At 61.2% G+C, this 15,054-nt stretch carries 13 protein-coding genes and 1 pseudogene; 5 read left to right on the top strand and 9 right to left on the bottom strand.

The window, feature by feature from the left end; genetic code table 11:
- Positions 1–3: 3 nt before the first annotated feature.
- The 7 genes from flgK to T3A99_RS24020 all read right to left on the bottom strand — a co-directional run bounded on the left by flgK (position 4) and on the right by T3A99_RS24020 (position 8,750).
- The gene (flgK, locus tag T3A99_RS24050) at positions 4–2,070 is read right to left on the bottom strand and encodes a flagellar hook-associated protein FlgK (protein ID WP_047226220.1); all 2,067 of its coding nucleotides are present in this window, start codon (positions 2,068–2,070) and stop codon (positions 4–6) included.
- Positions 2,071–2,080: 10 nt separating this feature from the next.
- Positions 2,081–3,385 carry a flagellar assembly peptidoglycan hydrolase FlgJ gene (gene flgJ / locus T3A99_RS24045; RefSeq protein WP_047226219.1) on the bottom strand — a complete coding sequence of 435 codons (1,305 nt, stop codon included), beginning with the start codon at positions 3,383–3,385 and terminating at the stop codon, positions 2,081–2,083.
- 10 nt (positions 3,386–3,395) lie between these two features.
- On the bottom strand, positions 3,396–4,481 hold the full coding sequence (locus T3A99_RS24040) for a flagellar basal body P-ring protein FlgI (RefSeq protein ID WP_160892017.1): 1,086 nt from the start codon (positions 4,479–4,481) through the stop codon (positions 3,396–3,398).
- Positions 4,482–4,526: 45 nt separating this feature from the next.
- Entirely contained in the window at positions 4,527–5,222 is a 696-nt protein-coding gene (gene flgH, locus T3A99_RS24035) for a flagellar basal body L-ring protein FlgH (protein WP_322834871.1), read from the bottom strand.
- Between the two features lie 51 nt (positions 5,223–5,273).
- Positions 5,274–6,059 carry a flagellar basal-body rod protein FlgG gene (flgG, locus tag T3A99_RS24030; RefSeq protein ID WP_322834870.1) on the bottom strand — a complete coding sequence of 262 codons (786 nt, stop codon included), beginning with the start codon at positions 6,057–6,059 and terminating at the stop codon, positions 5,274–5,276.
- A 49-nt stretch (positions 6,060–6,108) separates the two neighbouring features.
- Complete coding sequence (locus T3A99_RS24025; RefSeq protein WP_047226216.1) at positions 6,109–6,846, bottom strand: flagellar basal body rod protein FlgF; 738 nt, start codon at positions 6,844–6,846, stop codon at positions 6,109–6,111.
- A gap of 344 nt (positions 6,847–7,190) precedes the next feature.
- Positions 7,191–8,750, bottom strand: a complete 1,560-nt coding sequence (locus T3A99_RS24020; RefSeq protein WP_076385858.1) for a sigma-54-dependent transcriptional regulator — start codon at positions 8,748–8,750, stop codon at positions 7,191–7,193.
- On the opposite strand from T3A99_RS24020, the gene T3A99_RS24015 reads away from it, so the two are divergent.
- The 4 genes from T3A99_RS24015 to T3A99_RS24000 all read left to right on the top strand — a co-directional run bounded on the left by T3A99_RS24015 (position 8,749) and on the right by T3A99_RS24000 (position 11,501).
- Positions 8,749–8,919 (top strand): hypothetical protein, encoded by a 171-nt coding sequence (locus T3A99_RS24015; protein ID WP_322834869.1) that lies wholly within the window; start codon positions 8,749–8,751, stop codon positions 8,917–8,919. The two genes, T3A99_RS24020 and T3A99_RS24015, sit on opposite strands and share 2 nt — an antisense overlap.
- 147 nt (positions 8,920–9,066) lie before the next feature.
- Positions 9,067–9,852: a phenylalanine 4-monooxygenase gene (phhA, locus tag T3A99_RS24010; protein WP_047226214.1), complete on the top strand. Its 786-nt coding sequence runs from the start codon at positions 9,067–9,069 to the stop codon at positions 9,850–9,852.
- A gap of 99 nt (positions 9,853–9,951) precedes the next feature.
- Positions 9,952–10,308, top strand: coding sequence for a 4a-hydroxytetrahydrobiopterin dehydratase (locus tag T3A99_RS24005; protein ID WP_003184087.1), 357 nt, complete (start codon positions 9,952–9,954; stop codon positions 10,306–10,308).
- Complete coding sequence (locus tag T3A99_RS24000) at positions 10,308–11,501, top strand: amino acid aminotransferase (protein WP_076385860.1); 1,194 nt, start codon at positions 10,308–10,310, stop codon at positions 11,499–11,501. Before T3A99_RS24005 ends, T3A99_RS24000 begins: the two co-directional genes overlap by 1 nt.
- Before the next feature lie 199 nt (positions 11,502–11,700).
- Here the strand turns inward: T3A99_RS24000 and T3A99_RS23995 are convergent, their stop codons facing one another.
- On the bottom strand, positions 11,701–12,270 hold the full coding sequence (locus T3A99_RS23995) for an NAD(P)H nitroreductase (protein WP_076385862.1): 570 nt from the start codon (positions 12,268–12,270) through the stop codon (positions 11,701–11,703).
- A gap of 183 nt (positions 12,271–12,453) precedes the next feature.
- Here T3A99_RS23995 and T3A99_RS23990 point away from each other — a divergent pair, with 183 nt between their 5' ends.
- Positions 12,454–13,908: a TrkH family potassium uptake protein gene (locus T3A99_RS23990; RefSeq protein ID WP_076385864.1), complete on the top strand. Its 1,455-nt coding sequence runs from the start codon at positions 12,454–12,456 to the stop codon at positions 13,906–13,908.
- Here the strand turns inward: T3A99_RS23990 and T3A99_RS23985 are convergent.
- Positions 13,865–14,921, bottom strand: a pseudogene (locus T3A99_RS23985) (AraC family transcriptional regulator). The gene T3A99_RS23990 and the pseudogene T3A99_RS23985 overlap by 44 nt on opposite strands.
- Positions 14,922–15,054 lie beyond the last annotated feature (133 nt).

Raw genomic sequence — 15,054 nt, 5'->3', positions numbered from 1 at the left:
TCCTTAAAGACTGTTGATCAATGTGCTGAAGATTTCCTGCGCAGCCTTGATGATCTGCGAAGACGCGGTGTAGTACTGCTGATACTTGACCAGGTTGCCGGTTTCTTCGTCCAGGTCCACGCCCGACAGCGAATCGCGAGCGCCCTTGGCGTTATCCAGGATCGCGCCGGTGGCAGCGCTGTCGAGCTTGCCCTGGGCGGCCTTGGAACCTACGCCCTCCACCAGCTTGCCGTAGGCATCGTTCAACGAAATGCCCTTGCTGGCGGAACCGGTGTCCACGGTCTTGGCAGTCTGCAAACCGGCCAGGACAGTGCCGTTACGGTTATCCAGGCTGCCGGCCTGGCTGACGCTCACATCGATCGCGGCACCGTTGGACGGTGCGCCAGCAATCGACATGTCGAAGGTGACGGTACGCTGCACCGGCGGTGCCGAGGAGTCCATGATCGGGTTGCCGCTGGCATCCTTGAGTGGAACGCTCAGGCTCAAGGTATTGCTCTGGCCGGGCTTGATCGTGCCATTGCTGATCTCGACACCCGTGGCATCGAGCAACTGGTAAGCCTGGCTGGTACCGTCGGCGGACGTCGCGCCGAAGACCACCTTGACTGGCATCGAGGTCTTGATGCCGTTCTGGATGATGGTGGTGGTGGCTTCGTCGTAGATGTCCAACTGCGACGTCATGGTCGGCTGGCCGCTGGCCGGAATGGTCAGCGTACCGCTGCCGCCCGGCACGATGGCTGCGCCCAGCGGCGCGGCAATCGCCAACCGCTTGGAGTCGGTCATCTCGGTCTTGATACTGGTCGCCGCGTTGCGGGTCGGGGTGATCTTGAACGAATCGCCAGCGGCAGCGGTGCCATTGGCGAAGGTCATCGAAAAGCCGTCGATCACCGGCGGCGGCGTCGTCGCGGTATTGAACGAACCCATCGAAGTGCCGTCAGGCAGGCGCTGGACCGTGTAGTCGGTGGCGCTGGTGAACTTCACCTTGTAATCATTGGTGGTCAGCGCGCCGGTGTCTTCGATGGCCACGTTGAAGTTGCCGGAACCGGCGCTATTGTTCAACGCGGCAATACTGCGCTGACTCATCTGCGCGGCACTGTTGATGTTGGTGAACAGGTTGGAACCGAAGGCGCCGTTCTTGTCGATGCCCGAGGCCTGGATCGCGTTCATCTGGTCGGCGACCACCAGGGCCACGCGGCCCAGTTCATTCATGGCCGGGTCAAGCACAGTGCTGCGATAGCGCATCAGGCCGCCGATCTCGCCGCCGGTAAGTACCTGGGTGAGGTCCATGACACTGGAACCGCTATTGAGCTGGATCCCCAGGCGGCCCGGATCGTTCTTGTCCGGCACGGTTTCCAGGGTGTTGACCGTATTGCCCATCACCAACGGCTGGCCGGAACCCAAGTAGATGTCCAGGCTGCTGCCGTTCTCCACGATCTGAGTGCCGGTGAAGGCCGAGAGCTGGAGAATGGTCTGGTTGCGGGCGTCGAGCAGGTCGTTGGGAGCACCGCCGGAGTTGGAGACTTCGGCGATTTTCTTGTTCAACTGAGCGACGGTGGTAGCCAGTTTGTTGACCTGATCGACCATGCTCGACAGGTTGCCGTTGATGTTCTGATTCTGCTCCGTCAATTGGCTGGCGACCGAATTGAAACGATTGCTCAAGGCTTGCGCATCGCTGAGCAGCAACTGACGGGACGCATCATCGCCCGGCTTGGCGTTGACGTTCTGCACCGAGGCGAAGAACTTGGTCAGCGCGCCATTGAGGCCCGTGCCGCTGTCCGACAGCAAGGCATCGAGCGGGGTGATCTGCCCTTGATACGCGGCCGCATCGCTGTTGAGCGAGGTCGTGGTCTTCAACTGCGCTTCAAGGTAGGCGTTATAGACCCGGCGCACATCGGCCAGGGTGGTGCCGGAGCCGATGAAGACGTTGCCGTATTGATTGGACGCCTTGGTGGTCTGCACGGTCTGCTGACGCGAATAACCGGCGGTATCAACGTTGGCAATGTTGTTACCCGTGGTCACCAATGAGGTCTGACTTGCGGACAGACCCGACATCCCGATGTTGAGCAAACTCATGGTTCAGACCTTATAAAGTCGTAGTGGCGCCAGCCGAAGCGTAGTTTTGGTAACTGGTCATCTGCCGGGCTATATTCGAAATCTTGCTGGCGTAGTTCGGGTCGGTGGCGTAACCGGCCTTCTGCAACTCACGCACAAACTGTTCCGGGTTATCGGCCGACTTCAGCACATCTTGATAGCGACTGTTGCTTTGCAGCAGATTGACCAGGTCATGGAAGCTGTCGCGATACGAAGCGTAGGAACGGAACTGGGCCGTCTCCTTGACCATCTCGCCATTGCGGAATTCGCTGGTGATCGCCCGCGCCGAATCGCCCGTCCAGTTCTTGCTGGCCTTGATACCGAACAGGTTGTGGCTGCTGCTGCCATCAGGCTGACGCATGACCGACTTGCCCCAGCCGGTTTCCAGGGCCGCCTGGGCCACCAGGTAACGAGGGTCCACGCCGATACGGTCCGCGGCTTCCTTGGCCATTGGCAGCATGGCATCGACGAACTCGTCAGCATCGCGGAAGGCCTTGCGGGCTGGCGCCAGGGGTGGCTGCGCCACGGCACGCCCGTACACCTGCATGGACTCGCTCGGCTCTGACGCCTTGAGCGCGGCCAGCCAGTCGCCATTGGCCAGTTCGCCGGTGGCAGGCTTGACGGCGGTGATGGCACGATCCGGCAAAATATTCTGCGCCTTGACGTCAGGCGCGGCGGCAGCCGAAGGCACCAACCCGGCAAGCAGCCGATCGGCCAGTTTGGGCGGCAAGGCCAGGCGGCGCTGGTTGAGCAATTCCATGTCGTTGCGGTGAACGCCCTCGCCTGCCCCTTGCGGCGCACTCACGGCCCGCGAAGCCCACAGCGGACGCTGGCCGTTGGAGCGCGACAATGGCCCGTCGGGCAACGTGCCGGCGGCAATGGGCGTCGGCACCGGGGCCTTGACGGCCTCGTCCAACGCTTGCTCCTGCTTGCCGGCCGACAGCGTTGCCGCCTCGCCTGACACCAGGGGTTTGTTCTTGGACATCTGGCGCAGCAGCACGTCAGCCAGGCCAATACCACCGCCCTCGCGAGACATGGAAACGGCCAACTGCTGGTCGTACATTTCCTGGTACTGCTTGGCTTCAGCGGTATTGAGCGGATTGTCCTTGCCCATCGACTCGGTCGCCGCACGCATGGACTTGAGCATTTCACCGATGAACAGCGACTCGAATTCCTGCGCCACTTTGCGCAGGTTGCCGTCACTGTTCTTGTCGCCGACCTTGAGCTGGTTCAGGCGATTGAGGTCCGAGTAGGAACCCGAATCCCCGCTGATCAAAGCGCCCTTGCGCATATCCATGGCTCGTTCCTTAAATCACGATCAGGTCGGCTTGCAACGCGCCGGCCTGCTTCAAGGCTTCGAGAATCGCCATCAAGTCGCCCGGCGCCGCGCCGACCTGGTTCACCGCCCGGACAATTTCATCCAGGGTAGTGCCCGGGCCGAACTTGAACATCGGCTTGGCTTCCTGCTCGGCATTGACCCGCGAACGGGGCACCACGGCGGTCTGGCCGTTGGACAAGGGTCCAGGCTGGCTGACGATCGGGTCTTCGGTAATGGTCACGGTCAGGCTGCCGTGGGTCACCGCGGCGGGTGAAACCTTGACGTTCTGGCCGATCACAATGGTGCCGGTGCGCGAGTTGATGATGACTTTCGCAACCGCCTGGCCCGGATCGACTTCGAGGTTCTCCAGGATCGACAAATAGTCGACCCGCTGACTCGGATCCAGAGGCGCGGTGACGCGCACCGAGCCGCCGTCGATGGCCTGTGCCACGCCAGGGCCGAGCATGTCATTGATCTTGTCAACGATGCGCTTGGCGGTCGTGAAGTCATAACGGTTGAGGTTCAGAGTCAGGCTGTTGCCCTGGTTGAAACCGCTCGGCACCGCACGTTCCACCGACGCACCACCAGGAATGCGGCCAGCCGACGGAACGTTGACGGTGATCTTGGAACCGTCACGGCCTTCGGCGTCAAAGCCACCCACCACCAGGTTGCCCTGGGCGACGGCGTAGACGTTGCCGTCGATACCCTTGAGCGGCGTCAACAACAGGGTGCCGCCGCGCAGGCTCTTGGAGTTACCGATGGACGAAACAGTGATATCCACCTGCTGCCCGGGCTTGGCGAACGCCGGCAGGTCGGCACTGACCGACACCGCCGCCACGTTCTTCAACTGCACGTTGCCCGAACCCGCCGGCACCTTGATGCCGAACTGCGACAACATGTTGTTGAAGGTTTGCAGGGTGAACGGGGTCTGGGTGGTCTGGTCGCCCGTGCCATTGAGACCCACGACCAGGCCATAGCCGATCAACTGGTTGGAGCGCACGCCGGAAATGCTGGCGATGTCCTTCAGACGCTCGGCTTGAGCGGTGAAGGCCGCCGACATCAGCAGTGCCCCCATCAACAGCTGCTTGAGATTCAACCGCTTAAGATTCAACTGGGCCACCTAGAAAGGGAACTTCGGGCTGAGGAAGAAACGGTCGAACCAGCCTGGCTGACTCGCATCGGCAAAGGCGCCAGTGCCCGAGTAGGTAATGCGCGCATCGGCCACACGAGTCGACGGAACAGTGTTGTCGGTGGAGATGTCATCAGCGCGGACCATGCCGGCAATGCGCACCAGTTCGTCGCCGGTGTTGAGGGTCAGCCACTTCTCACCCCGCACGGCGATGATGCCGTTGGGCAACACATCGGCGACGGTCACGGTGATCGAACCGGTCAGGCTGTTGCTCTGCCCGGACTGGCTGTCGCCGCTGCTCGATCGGTCGGAACCGTAGCCGGCATTGAGGCTCAGGTCACCGCCACCGATGGGATTGTTGGTGGTCAGGCTGGAGCCGAACAACGACGTCAGGCCGACACTGGTCTCGCTGCTCTTGTCGATCTGCGAGTTGGCGTTCTTGCTGGCCTGGGTCCGCTCATTCAGGGTGATGGTAATGATGTCACCGACCCGGAAGGCCTTGCGGTCGCTGTACAGGTTCTGCTCGAAGCCAGCCTGGTAGATCGAACCGTTGTTGGCAGCGGCCGGCAACGGCGTGCGCGGCAACACCGGAGCGTAGTACGGGTCATTGGGCTTGGGCGTTGGCGCGACACAGCCCGCGAGCGCGGTAATCCCACTCAGTGCCAGAACAGATACGAAGCGATTCATGACCCTACCTCTTGGTGTTGCAGGCGACCTCAGGCCGCCCTATAGACGTGATTACAGATTCTGCGTGACGAACGAGAGCATCTGGTCGGCGGTGGAGATCACCTTGGAGTTCATCTCGTAGGCGCGCTGGGTGGTGATCATGTTGACCATCTCCTCCACGGTGCTCACGTTGGACGTTTCCAGGGTGTTCTGCAGCGTGGTACCGAAGCCGTTCAGGCCTGGCGTGCCAACTTGTGGCGCGCCGCTGGCCGCGGTTTCCAGGAACAGGTTGTTACCCACCGCTTGCAGGCCGGCCGGGTTGATGAAGTCGGCGGTCTGCAGGTTGCCGATCACCTGCGAAGCAGGGTTGCCTGCCACAGTGATGGACACGGTGCCGTCGCGGCCCACGGTGAACGTCTGGGCATCGTTCGGAATGACGATGGCCGGCTCCAGGGCGAAACCGCTGGCATTGACGATCTGGCCGTTGGAATCGAGGTGGAACGTACCGTCACGGGTGTAGGACGTGGTGCCATCGGGCTGCAGGATCTGGAAGAAACCGCGACCGTCGATGGCCATGTCCAGCGGCTGCTCGGTGGTTTGCAGGCTACCGGCGGTGAAGTTTTTCTGGGTGCCGACGATGCGCACACCGGTACCAACTTGCAGGCCCGACGGCAATTCGCTGTCCTGGGTCGATTGGGCGCCTGGCTGGCGTTTGACCTGGTACAGCAGGTCCTGGAACTCGGCGCGATCACGCTTGAAACCCGTGGTCGACACGTTCGCCAGGTTGTTGGAAATAGTAGAAAGGTTGGTGTCCTGGGCGGACAGACCTGTTTTGGCAACCCAAAGAGCCGGAAGCATTCGATTCTCCTCGTACGCCTGTTTTTCGGCGCGACGCTGTAATTAATGATTAGATCTGCAAGACCCGAGCCATGGCTTCGTCGCCTTCTTTGGCGGTGTTCATCATCTTGACGTGAAGCTCGAACTGCTTGGCCAGGGCCAGCACCGAAGTCATCTCGTCCACGGCATTGACGTTGCTCGCTTCCTGGAAACCCGACACCAGTTGCACGTTGGCATCAATGACAGCCGGCTGGCCGTCCTTGGTGCGGATGGTGCCGTCCAGGCCCTTGGTCATGTTGCGAAGATCCGGGTTGACCAGCTTGATGCGGTCGACTTCAGCCATCACGCGCGGGCCTTCACCCATGGCGCGGATACTGATGGTGCCGTCCTGGCCGATTTCGATTTTCTGCTCTGGCGGCACGGCGATCGGACCACCGTTGCCCATCACCGGCATACCGTTGCCGGCCCGCAGCACGCCCAGGGCGTCAACGTTGAGGCTGCCGGTGCGCACGTAGCTTTCACCGCCTTCAGGGTTCTGCACAGCCATCCAGCCCGGCCCGCTGACTGCCACGTCGAGGTCGCGGCCGGTTTCCACCAGCGCGCCAGGGGTGAAGTCAGTGGCTGGACGCTCGGACATGGCAAATGCCCGCGCCGGAAAGCTGTCGCCAAACACCGGCATCGAACGAGCCTGCTCCAGGTCTTTCTGAAAACCGTTGGTGGAGATGTTCGCCAGGTTGTTGGCATGGGCCCGCTGCGCCAGTGCGTTCTGGCTGGCGCCGGTCATTGCCACATAAAGGTACTTGTCCACTGTCGTTCCTCTGCATGCCGGACGTTTGCCGTCCACTGCTGTACTGCTGAGCACTAAGCAATTTGCAGACCAACTTTTTTCTGGCGCCGTCGAGCCGCACAAACAAAGGGCTTCAGGGTTATTGAAGGGATTTGGGGAAATGTATCGAAGACGAAAAACCGGCGGTGTCATGCCGTTTGGTGGCAACGCTTGACCTTCTGGCAACGGCTACTGCCGTCATCGCGAGCAGGCTCGCTCCCACCATGGATCTTGGGTGCTCGCAGGATTTTGAACACTCGATACCCCTGTGGGAGCGAGCCTGCTCGCGATAGAAGTTCCCACCAAACACAACAGGTAAGCAACTATTATGAGCCGGCCTTACCCACCTCATACTCACGCAACTTATTGGCAATGGTCGTATGGGAAACCCCCAGCCGCTTGCCCAGTTGCCGGCTGCTGGGGTGTTCGGAATACAGCCGCTCCAACACGGCTTTCTCGAATCGCCCGACGATGTCGTCCAGCCCGCCCTCCAGGGAAAAGTCCCCCAGGGGCTGACGCACGCCGTAGTCCGGCAGACGGATATGCTCGGCTTTCACCGTTGCGCCATCACACAGGGAGACAGCCTGGAACAGCACGTTTTCCAGCTGCCGAACGTTGCCTGGCCAGTGGTAGTGGCTGAGACGGTCCATCGCCGCCGGGGCCAGTTTCGGTAGCGCACAGCCAATCTGCCGACTGGCCTGGTCAAGAAAATGCTCCACCAGCGGCATCAAGCCATCGAGGCATTCGCGCAGAGGCGGGATGTGCAGCGAAAGGACGTTCAAACGGTGGTACAGATCCTGACGAAATTCCCCTCGGGCGCAGAGCTCGGACAAATCCACCTGGGTCGCACAGATCACCCTGACATCCAGGTACACCTCTTCATCGCTGCCTACACGACGGAAGCAACCGTCCTGCAAAAAGCGCAGCAATTTCACTTGCAGGCGCGGGCTCATTTCCCCTACCCCGTCGAGGAACAACGTGCCTCCGGCGGTCAGTTCGAGCAATCCGAGCTTGCCTTCGGCCCGGGCCCCCTCGAAAGCACCGGGGCCGTAGCCGAACAGTTCGGTCTCGGCCATGGACTCGGGCAACCCCGCACAGTTGAGTGCCATCAACGGTGACTGCCCGCGCGGACTCGCCAGGTGACAGGCGCGAGCCAGCAACTCTTTGCCAGTGCCGGTTTCGCCTTCTATCAACAGCGGCGCATCCAGTGGCGCCATGCGCCGGGCTTCCCGGACCACAGCGGCCATCACCTTCGAACTCTGGAAAATGCTGTCGAAGCCGCGCAGTTCCTGCTTGCGCACGTTATAAATGCGCTCGCCAACCCGGTCCGCCCGATGCAACGTCAGCACCGCACCGGCCATGGCCTCGCTGTCGTCGTGCTCCGATTGCAGTGGCGCGATGTCCGCCAGAAACACATCGCCCCTGACCTTGACCCGCAAACCGTTGATGCGTGACTGATTGGCGCGCACCAGCTCCGGCAGGTCAAAATCCTCGGCGTACCGGGACAGTGGAATCCCCGGCACTTCGTCCACTCGCACCCCGAGCAACTGCGCCGCAGCCCGGTTGGCGGCGACGATGGAACCCCCCATGTCGATGGACAGCACCGGAAACTCCAGGGCGCCGAGCAGCGCGTTGAGCTCCATGTGCCGACGTTCACTGGGCATCAACCCCACCCGCTTGACGCCGAAGACCCCGGCAATGCCTTCGAACTTCGGGCGAAGCGCCTGAAACTGGATGTTGATCAGATTCGGGCAGTGCAGATAAATCGCATTGCCGTGCTCACCGCCCACTTCCCCGCGGGCGACGTTGATGCCGTACTCCACCAGCAGGTTGAGGATGTCCCGCAGGATGCCGATGCGGTTCTGGCAATGGACTTTGATGCGCATGAAAAGGCCCGATATCGATGTGTATGCAAGCATGGGAGAGCGGGAGCAAGCTCCCTCGCTACAAGTTTTTCTGCTTGGCAGCGCAAATAAACGTCAAGATTATGTGACAGTTGTAGGCCATTTCCCAGTCGAAAAACCCGACAATAGCGAAGAACAGCTGGAGCCGTAACGAAAACTTTACGAAACCAAACCTTTATCGCGATCCCAACTCTTGCCTGCCTGCTGCACACATCCCTGCTTCGGGTTATCTCTAATGCATCGCTGGACATAACAACAAACAAGCCGTCCCCCCGAGGGAAATCAGCAGGAGAGCAGCATGAAGCAGACGCAATACGTGGCCCGCGAGCCCGATGCGCAAGGTTTTATTCACTACACCGCCGAAGAACACGCGGTGTGGAACACGCTGATCACCCGCCAGCTCAAAGTCATCGAAGGCCGTGCGTGCCAGGAGTACCTGGACGGTATCGACAAGCTGGGCCTGCCCCACGACCGTATTCCGCAATTGGGTGAAATCAACAAGGTGTTGGGCGAAACCACCGGTTGGCAAGTGGCGCGAGTACCAGCACTGATCCCCTTCCAGACCTTTTTTGAATTGCTCGCCAGCAAGCAGTTTCCCGTCGCGACGTTTATTCGTACCCGCGAAGAACTGGATTACCTGCAAGAGCCGGACATTTTCCACGAGATATTTGGCCACTGCCCGCTGCTGACCAACCCCTGGTTTGCAGAATTTACCCACACCTACGGCAAACTCGGCCTACAGGCTTCCAAGGAAGAACGCGTCTACCTGGCGCGCTTGTACTGGATGACCATTGAGTTCGGCCTGGTGCAAACCCCGCAAGGCCGACGCATCTACGGTGGCGGCATCCTGTCTTCGCCCAAGGAAACTGTTTACTGCCTGTCGGACGAGCCGGAGCATCAAGCCTTCGATCCGCTGGAAGCCATGCGCACGCCGTATCGCATCGACATCCTGCAGCCGGTGTATTTCGTGCTCCCCGAGCTCAAGCGCCTGTTCGACCTGGCCCACGAAGACATCATGGGCATGGTCAAGCGCGGTCGCGAACTGGGCCTGCACGCTCCGAAATTTCCGCCAAAAGCTGCGTGAACCGCGTCTTTTAATCTCAATTGAGTCTGTTGCACAACGCGGCTTTGCTTTAGCGTGAGTGCATCGACGTTTTTCAAATATTCGATCCGGGAACACACCATGAACACTCTGAACCAAGCCCATTGCGAAGCCTGCCGCGCCGACGCGCCACAAGTCAGCGACGAAGAACTGCCGGTACTGATCAAGCAGATCCCGGACTGGAACATCGAAGTGCGCGACGGCGTGATGCAGCTGGAAAAAGTCTTCCTGTTCAAGAATTTCAAGCACGCCCTGGCCTTCACCAACGCCGTTGGGGAAATCTCCGAGGCCGAAGGTCATCACCCGGGTCTGCTCACCGAATGGGGCAAAGTCACCGTGACCTGGTGGAGCCACTCCATCAAGGGCTTGCACCGCAACGACTTCATCATGGCCGCCCGCACCGATGACGTGGCCAAGACCGCCGAGGGCCGCAAGTAATGCATTTCGATGCCATCGGCCGGGTGCCCGGCGATCCGATCCTCGGCCTGATGGAGGCTTACGCGGCGGACAGCAATCCGGGCAAGTTCGACCTGGGCGTGGGCGTCTATAAAGACGCCCAAGGCCTGACGCCGATTCTTGCGGCAGTCAAACAGGCCGAGCAGCGCCTGGTGGACCGCCAGAGCACCAAGACCTACATCGGCGGTCATGGCGACGCCGCGTTCGGCCAGTTGATAAATGAACTGGTGCTGGGCGCCGACTCGACGCTGATCAAGGACAAACGCGCCGGTGCGACCCAGACGCCGGGCGGCACCGGCGCCCTGCGCCTGAGTGCCGACTTCATTGCCCAGTGCCTGCCGGGCCGCGGCGTATGGTTGAGCAACCCGACCTGGCCGATTCACGAAACCATCTTCGCCGCCGCTGGGGTCAAGGCCAGCCATTACCCCTATGTAGGCACCGACAACCGCCTGGATTTCGAAGCGATGCTGGCGACCCTGAGCCAGGCACCCAAGGGCGATGTGGTGTTGCTGCATGCCTGCTGCCATAACCCCACCGGCTTCGACTTGACCCAGGAACAATGGCGCCAGGTGCTGGAAGTGATGCGCAGCCGCAACCTGCTGCCGTTGATCGACTTCGCTTACCAAGGTTTCGGCGATGGGCTGGAGCAGGACGCCTGGGCCGTCCGGCTGTTTGCCCAGGCACTGCCTGAAGTTCTGATCACCAGTTCCTGTTCGAAGAACTTCGGCCTGTACCGCGACCGCACCGGTGCGCTGATCGTCTGCGCCGGCGATGCCGACAAACTGGTGGATATCCGCAGCCAACTGGCGAACATCGCTCGCAACCTGTGGTCGACGCCGCCGGATCATGGCGCGGCGGTAGTGGCGACGATCCTGGGCAACCCGGACCTCAAAAGCCTGTGGGCCGACGAAGTGCAGACCATGCGCCTGCGCATTGCGCAGTTGCGCAGCGGCCTGCTGGAAGCGCTCGAACCCCACGGTTTGCGTGAGCGCTTCGCCCATATCGGCGTGCAACGGGGAATGTTTTCCTACACCGGCCTGACGCCGGAACAGGTCAGGCTCCTGCGCGAACGCCACAGCGTGTACATGGTCGGCACAGGCCGGGCCAACGTGGCAGGCATCGACGCCACGCGCCTGGATTTGCTGGCTGAGGCTATTGCTGACGTGTGCAAGTAACCAGCCTTTGAATAGCTGAACACATCCCCTTGTGGCGAGGGGATTCATCCCCGCGGGGCTGCGCAGCAGCCCTTAAATCCGTCACCTCGGAGAGTCAGGTTGCCTTATATCGAAGGTTTTGGGGCTGCTACGCAGCCCAACGGGGATAAATCCCCTCGCCACAGATAAGTCCTTTTCACCACAGAAGCTGCGCCAGACGCTAGACCTGCGGGCCCGTCCACTCCCGGACAAACTGCCCGACGTCTTCCTTCGGCGCCGTGCGTGCTTCTTTCTGCGGTGTGCCCAGGTAGAGAAAACCGATCACCTCTTCACCGTCCTCAAGACCAAGCCCCTTGGCCACATGAGGTGAATACGCCAGCTCACCCGTACGCCAGACTCCGCCCACCCCTTGGGCGTAAGCCGCCAACAGGATTGCGTGGGCTGCGCAGGCGGCCGCCAGCATTTGTTCGGACTTGGGAATCTTGAAATGGTCCTGCAACCGTGCAATCACCACCACGACCAGCGGTGCGCGCAGCGGGCCGTTGAGCGCCTTCTCCACGACGGCTTCGGCTACCAGCGGATCATTGAACCGCGCCGCTTCGGCCAGCAGCTCGCCCATGCGATGACGCGCCTGCCCTTCGACCGTCAGAAATCGCCATGGCCGCAACTGGCCATGATCCGGAGCCCGCATCGCCGCGGCGAACATGACCTCGCGCTGTTCGGCGGTAGGCGCCGGGTCCACCAGGCGCGGGACGGAAACACGGTTGAGCAAAGCGTCGAGAGCCTGCATCGGCCACCTCCTGAAAAAATGTCCAGCTATTCTAGTGGCTTGTACGGCGAGTTCGTTAGCTCAAATTCCGCAACCAGAAGTCCATTGCGCAGGCCACTGGCCTCACGCGCCACCGGGTGCCGGTTTACATGCCGCTTGTCGCGGGTAGAATGACGCCCTTCCCTTTCAGCCCGAGCGGACTTCATGGCGTTGCCGACCCTACGGATCATTGGTTTCATCATCGGCATCTTCCTGATCACCCTGGCGATCTTCATGGTCGTGCCCATGGCCACCTTGCTGATCTTCGAGCGCACCAACGACCTGCCATCGTTCCTCTGGTCGAGCATGATCACCTTTGTCGCCGGCCTGGCCCTGATCCTTCCCGGACGCCCGGAACACGTGCATCTGCGGCCCAGGGACATGTACCTGCTGACCGTCAGCAGTTGGCTGGTGGTGTGTATCTTTGCCGCGTTGCCCTTCCTGCTGACCCAGCACATCAGCTACACCGACTCGTTCTTCGAAAGCATGTCCGGGATCACCGCCACCGGCGCCACGGTCCTGAGCGGCCTGGATAACATGTCCCCCGGCATCCTGATGTGGCGGTCGTTGTTGCACTGGCTCGGCGGGATCGGCTTCATTGCGATGGCGGTGGCGATCCTGCCGCTGTTGCGCATCGGTGGCATGCGTCTGTTCCAGACCGAATCCTCCGACCGCTCGGAGAAAGTCATGCCCCGCTCCCACATGGTGGCGCGGCTGATCGTGGCGTCCTATGTAGGCATCACCATTCTCGGCACCCTCGCACTGTGGTGGGCGGGGATGAACCTGTTCGATGCCATCAACCATGCGATGTCGGCGATCTCCACCGGCGGGTTCTCGACGTCGGACAAATCCCTGGCCAAATGGACCGAACCGGCGGTGCATTGGGTCACTATCGTCATCATGATTCTCGGCAGCCTGCCGTTTGCCTTATACGTCTCGACACTGCGGGGCAATCGCCGGGCGCTGATCAAGGACCAACAGGTCCAAGGCCTGCTGGCGGTGCTGCTGGTGACCTGGGTGGTACTGGGCACCTGGTATTGGGCGACAACCGACCTGCACTGGCTGGAGGCCCTGCGGCACGTGGCGTTGAACGTGACGTCGATCGTCACCACCACAGGCTTCGCGCTGGGAGACTACAGCCTGTGGGGCAATTTCTCGCTGATGTTGTTCTTCTACCTGGGTTTCGTCGGCGGCTGTTCCGGTTCGACGGCCGGCGGGATCAAGATCTTCCGCTTCCAGGTTGCCTACATCCTGCTCAGGGCCAACCTCAAGCAACTGATCCACCCGCGCGCGGTGATCAAGCAGAAATACAACGGCCACCGCCTCGACGAAGAAATCGTACGCTCGATTCTCACCTTCTCGTTCTTCTTCGCCATCACCATCTGCGTGATCGCCCTGCTGCTCTCGCTATTGGGCGTGGAATGGATGACCGCCCTGACCGGCGCGGCCAGCACCGTGTCCGGCGTCGGCCCGGGACTGGGAGAGACCATCGGCCCGGCCGGCAACTTTGCGCCGCTGCCGGATGCGGCCAAGTGGATTCTGTCGGCTGGCATGCTGCTGGGCCGACTGGAGATCATCACCGTGTTCGTGCTGTGTATCCCGGCGTTCTGGCGTCACTGACCGGCCTGGCCGTTTGACCGCGCCCGGTATTCGCCGGGCGTCGTGTCGAACCAGCGTCGAAAGGCCCGGAAAAAATTGCTCGGGTCGGCGAAGCCCAGCAGATAGGCGATTTCCAGCAGGGTCAGGGCCGGCTGCGCCAGATACTGTTCGGCCAGTTCGCGGCGGGTGTCATCGAGCAGGCTCTGGAAAGTGGTGCCCTCTTCCTGCAAGCGTCGCTGCAAGGTGCGCTGGGACAGGTGCAGCGTCTGCGCCACCACGTCACGCTTAGGCTCGCCCCGTGGCAGCAGCCGGCACAACACTTGCCGGGTCTGGTGGGTCACGCGGCTTTCGGAAAAACGCGCCAGGTATTCACCGGCAAACCGGTCGTGGAGCTGCGCCATGGCCTCGTTGGCGGTGGGTAACGGTGCTTCCATGTCACTACGTTCGAAGATCAACGCGTCGTAAGGTGCGCCGAACATCAGTGGCGCGGGAAACGCCTGTTGATAAGGCGCCAGATCAACCGGTTCGGCGCCCTGGAACAGCACCTTCATCGGGTGCAGGGTGCGTCCGGTCAACCAGTTGCACATGGCCAGCGCACAGGCCAGGGAAGCCTCGGCACTCTGGCGGGTGGGCGGGAGATGGTCGCCATGCACTGTCAGAACCAACCCGTAGCCCCCCTCCATCTGACGAAAGCTCAGGTCGGCGCTTTCAGCGATGATCCGCTGATAACGCACGAGCCGCTGGAAACCCTCGACCAGCGTGCGGCTGGACATCAAGGCATACCCGACCACGTGAAACGACGCCGGGCGCACCACTTTACCCATGTTCAAGGCGATGGCCGGGTTGCCCGACAACTCCACGGCGCGTTGCCAGAGTCGGGTCATCGAATCCTGGGGGAAACGTGCATCTGGATCTTCCAGCGCGTCATAGTCCAGCCCCAGCTGTTTGAACAGCATCCGACAATCCAGGCCGTCCATTTCCAGTGCCTTGACAATCCCCATCGCCCAGCTTGAAGAAGTCGTTCGTTCGCTCATGACGTTTTACTTGCATGACGAGCCGCAGGGTACGGCTGGATTTGCGAAGGATACTAAAGTGGCGCCCATTGTCACTGGTCGTTGCAAGTGATCGCTCTAGACTTCAATCAAACCGTTGGTCGCCCAGAACCAA

Origin of the sequence: Pseudomonas sp. N-137 (assembly GCF_034555295.1) — a bacterium.
GTDB classification, from domain to species: Bacteria; Pseudomonadota; Gammaproteobacteria; order Pseudomonadales; family Pseudomonadaceae; genus Aquipseudomonas; species Aquipseudomonas rhizophila.
The sequence above is the reverse complement of the archived record's forward strand: the minus strand, read 5'-3'. Positions and strand labels throughout refer to the sequence as shown.

Coding starts and splice junctions, on each gene's coding strand:
- T3A99_RS24040 (WP_160892017.1), bottom strand. CDS start 4,481: ATGGGGGCACTGCTGATGTCGGCGGCCTTCACCGCTCAAGCCGAGCGT.
- flgH (WP_322834871.1), bottom strand. CDS start 5,222: ATGAATCGCTTCGTATCTGTTCTGGCACTGAGTGGGATTACCGCGCTC.
- flgG (WP_322834870.1), bottom strand. CDS start 6,059: ATGCTTCCGGCTCTTTGGGTTGCCAAAACAGGTCTGTCCGCCCAGGAC.
- T3A99_RS24005 (WP_003184087.1), top strand. CDS start 9,952: ATGAACACTCTGAACCAAGCCCATTGCGAAGCCTGCCGCGCCGACGCG.
- T3A99_RS24020 (WP_076385858.1), bottom strand. CDS start 8,750: ATGCGCATCAAAGTCCATTGCCAGAACCGCATCGGCATCCTGCGGGAC.
- T3A99_RS24015 (WP_322834869.1), top strand. CDS start 8,749: ATGAAAAGGCCCGATATCGATGTGTATGCAAGCATGGGAGAGCGGGAG.
- T3A99_RS23990 (WP_076385864.1), top strand. CDS start 12,454: ATGGCGTTGCCGACCCTACGGATCATTGGTTTCATCATCGGCATCTTC.
- flgK (WP_047226220.1), bottom strand. CDS start 2,070: ATGAGTTTGCTCAACATCGGGATGTCGGGTCTGTCCGCAAGTCAGACC.
- flgJ (WP_047226219.1), bottom strand. CDS start 3,385: ATGGATATGCGCAAGGGCGCTTTGATCAGCGGGGATTCGGGTTCCTAC.
- T3A99_RS24000 (WP_076385860.1), top strand. CDS start 10,308: ATGCATTTCGATGCCATCGGCCGGGTGCCCGGCGATCCGATCCTCGGC.
- phhA (WP_047226214.1), top strand. CDS start 9,067: ATGAAGCAGACGCAATACGTGGCCCGCGAGCCCGATGCGCAAGGTTTT.
- T3A99_RS23995 (WP_076385862.1), bottom strand. CDS start 12,270: ATGCAGGCTCTCGACGCTTTGCTCAACCGTGTTTCCGTCCCGCGCCTG.